The organism is Rhodopirellula maiorica SM1, from assembly GCF_000346295.1.
Taxonomy (GTDB): Bacteria; Planctomycetota; Planctomycetia; order Pirellulales; family Pirellulaceae; genus Novipirellula; species Novipirellula maiorica.
The window spans coordinates 1-3,597 of record NZ_ANOG01001005.1 but is presented as its reverse complement, the minus strand read 5'-3'; the positions used below and the strand labels follow the sequence as shown (position 1 = coordinate 3,597).

General features: G+C 56.0%; 3 protein-coding genes. 1 reads left to right on the top strand and 2 read right to left on the bottom strand.

Features of this window, described 5'->3' with window-relative positions:
• The coding region (locus RMSM_RS32515) for a serine hydrolase domain-containing protein (RefSeq protein ID WP_040770694.1) at positions 1-969 on the bottom strand (969 nt) is incomplete at its 3' end.
• Positions 970-1,807: 838 nt separating this feature from the next.
• On the opposite strand from RMSM_RS32515, the gene tnpA reads away from it, so the two are divergent.
• Positions 1,808-2,272 (top strand): IS200/IS605 family transposase, encoded by a 465-nt coding sequence (gene tnpA, locus RMSM_RS32510; RefSeq protein ID WP_040770695.1) that lies wholly within the window; start codon positions 1,808-1,810, stop codon positions 2,270-2,272.
• Positions 2,273-2,705: 433 nt separating this feature from the next.
• Here tnpA and RMSM_RS32505 read toward each other — a convergent pair.
• Positions 2,706-3,597 (bottom strand): DTW domain-containing protein (locus tag RMSM_RS32505; protein ID WP_040770693.1); only part of this gene is annotated, 892 nt, incomplete at its 5' end.

The window sequence follows — 3,597 nt, the reverse complement described above, 5'->3', positions numbered from 1 at the left end:
GCCTGGCCGCTCGCCTCGATACATTTCTTCGATTGCTTTGCGAGGAATGAACGGTTTGCCATCATGCACCCCGTGATTCTGGTGCAACTGCATGAAATTGCTCAAATCCTCGAGCGTCGAAACAATCCCGCCACCGACGGAAACGTAGTTGCCCTGCGGAATAGGAGGCGGGGTCAGTTTCCGGCGAAATTTTCCATCGGACCGCCACAGCCAATAGAAATCAGCCATTTGCTCGGCCGTCTGCTCGTCGGGATAATAAGTCGACTGCGTCATCCCAAGCGGCTCGAACAACTCCGTCTGCAAAGCCGCCTCGAGCGATCTGCCCGTGGACACCTCGATGATCCGGCCCGCGATATCGTATCCAATACCGCTGTAGGCAAATTCGCTGCCGGGATCGATCGGCATCGGTATCTTAGCCTCCTCGATAACGGCATCGGCCAGCGTCATCCCTTGGCCCCGGAGCCGCAGCCAAGGACGTCCTCCATCGTCGTAGTCCGAGCGAAATCCGGCGGTATGGCTAAGACATTGACGTAGCGTCGGTATGGTCGCAGGACGCTCGCCGGACTCGAGCACCAGATCACTCATCTCGTGCAAATAGGCATCGATCGGTCGGTCCAAGTCCAATCGCCGCTCGGCGGCAAGTTTGACGACGAGTGTGGCGATAATCGGTTTGGAAATTGAAGCAACGCGAAACGGCGTGTCCGCGGTAAAGGGCTTGTTGTGTTTGATATGGCGAAACCCGAATCCATCCTTGAAAACCGTCTCGCCATTATGCACGAGCAACAGAGCGCCACCGGGCACCTCACCACGCAGCACGCTTTCGTTCAAATGTTTGCGTAGCATATCGCGGTCTTGAGATTCAAGGACGGGAAGGCGTTTCGGTGCTGGCGAATTTTGTTCGGCTGACAACGGTCTGGATGCCACCAGCAAACAGCACAACACGCCCGCAAAATAGGTCACAATCTTCATTCAACACCACGCTTTCAGACGTCGGAAACGAATTTCAGCCTGATAGCGTAGCTAGACGGGACGGCGGCTCCTAGTACTCCTTTGCAAACCCCCAAACAGTGAACTGACGATCATCCCCGCCCCCCTGTATTCGAAAAACGGTTTGGTTCGTGCTCGTTTGAAGGCAATGACCTCGCAGGAAGGCCTCAACTGTCGCAGCGTTTTCTATCGACGCCCTGCCAATCCCCCCGCATCCCGTCCTGGCTAATTGTCCAGGTAGAGACATGCCATCGCTTCGCGATTTTGTCGTCTTAGAGTCGCAACGCGACGGTAGGCAGTAGCCCCGGACGCCAGTCCGGGGAAAACGTTTGCATCAAGAGAAGAAGTCGCGAAGCGACGGCAGGAGGTGGGGGGACCGTACAGGCGGGTTGCGTCGGAGGCACGAACCGCGTGGTTGTTAGTGCGTGATACCGCTTGATCGTGTCTCCACAGCGACGCATGTCGTCGCGTTGCGACGGTCCTAGAACGCTAACGCACTGACCACGGACTTGCGTCTGTGGCTTGCGCATGGCATCGCTTCGCGATTTTGTCGGCTGTTAGTCGCAACGCGACGGTAGGCAGTAGCCCCGGACGTCAGTCCGGGGAAAACGTTCGCATCAAGAGAAGAAGTCGCGAAGCGACGTCAGGAAGACTTGCCCCAGTTGCCCAATTGATGGAAGCGCGATGTCGAAAGCTGCCCTAGCCTTTCGATTTGCAATCAGCCCGTCACAACGCGACGATAGACAATAGTCCCAGCCTACATTCAGGGGAAATGCCCTACAACACAATTTGTCGCGACCCGACAACAGGAGAACGGACGATGTCTTCTCATCACGGTATTCTTGTGCATGTCGTTTTTTCAACCAAATTTCGTAAGCCACTTCTTCACACAGACTGGCGTGACGACCTCTTCGCTTACATCGGAGGAACCATAAAAGAGCACAAGGCCGTGCTATTGAAGTCGGGCGGAATCGAAGATCATGTTCATTTGTTGCTTAAGATCCATCCCACGTTCGCAATCGCTGCGACGATTCAATTGCTGAAAGCAAACTCATCGAAGTGGATCAACGAGCAAAAACGGTTGAAAACCAAATTCCAATGGCAACTTGGTTACGGAGCGTTCTCAGTCAGTCAATCAATGGCCAATGAAGTCAAGGCATACATCGCTGGTCAACGCGAACATCACCGCAAATGGACGTTCCGCGATGAGTACGTAGAAATGCTCGAGAAACATGAGATTGTATTTGATCCACGCTACGTTTTTGAACAGGAAATCGTTGGGTAAAACGCCTGTCGTCGCGTTGCGACTGGCCTAGAACGCTCACGCACTGACCACGGACTTGCGTCCGTGGCTACCGCATGTCATCGCGTTGCGATTTTGTCGTCTGCTAGTCGCAACGCGACGGCAGGCTGTAGCCCCGGACGTTAGTCCGGGGAAACCGTTCGCATCAATCACCGAAGTCGCGAAGCGACGGCATGAGGAGGCTCGTACAGGCAGGTTGCGTCGGAGGCACGAACCGCGTGGCTATTGTGGGTGGCACCGCTTGAACGTGCTTCCTCAGCTAGGCATGTCGCAGCGTTGCGACTGACTTGGAACGCTCACGCAATAACCACGGACTTGCGTCCGTGGCTAGCGCGTGTCATCGCTTCGCGATTTTGTCGCCTGCGAGTCGCAACGCGACGGTAGGTTGTAGCCCCGGACGTGAGTCCGGGGAAAACTACGCCTGGGCCGCGACCTCGCGTTGGCTGAGGTGCTTTGCGAAGGCGACGGCGTTGGCAAGCCGCAGTGATGCTCGCGAATTGCCGTCCACCTCGGCCTGGATCGCTTGTTCGACCAAAAACGATTCGAGCGAATCGGACTTACTGTGCGATTTCATCTGAATCGACTTCAGGATCAAGGTGTCAGAAAACTCCGCATCAACGTTTCGCAGCAACTTTGCGGTGTTCGCGTGATAGACGGCGACATGGTCGGTCGGACGCAAAAACGCTCGCCACCGTTCGCGAAAGGTATCGACCGAGACGGCATCGGCAAAGTCATCCGCCGATAACTGCAAACGATCAAGGAAATCACTCTCGAGTCCCGAGTCGGTTTGGATCGTGCATTCGAAACGTTCGCCACTGACCAGTCGCTCGGCGGTCCAGAGGATCGGTTTGGCGCGGAAACGGTTTCGCACTCCTCGGCGTGCTCCGCGATCCAGTCGCACTCCTTTTTCTTGTTCGCCATATGCGACAACCACGTTTTCGAGTTCACGTGTCAAAACGCGTGGCACGTTGGCCGAACCGCGGCGGCGAGATTGATTGGCTCGCCAATTGGTAGCCGACGGAGTGTGATTGAGCTGGTCGTCGACCATCCGTTCGAACGCACCAAGCAGTCGATCAAGTCCTTCGGTCTCGGGCTCGATTGCGCGTAGTGCCGACACGGTTGCTTCGAGTGTTGAAAGCGCATGCTCATTCGGTTCGCGACGGATCCGATAGCGGCCCGGCGATTCGGGGGCCAATCGGTAACGCGGCAACGTTTGCAGCCGCGGGATGTCCCGCATCAACGTTTTAGCATGATGCCATGTGCCGTCGATCACGATCAATTGCTCGGGACGTTCGGCAGGCGAAAGT

What these genes read in the sequence shown, in the direction of transcription:
- tnpA (WP_040770695.1), top strand. Translation starts at nt 1,808, where the DNA reads ATGTCTTCTCATCACGGTATTCTTGTGCATGTCGTTTTTTCAACCAAA.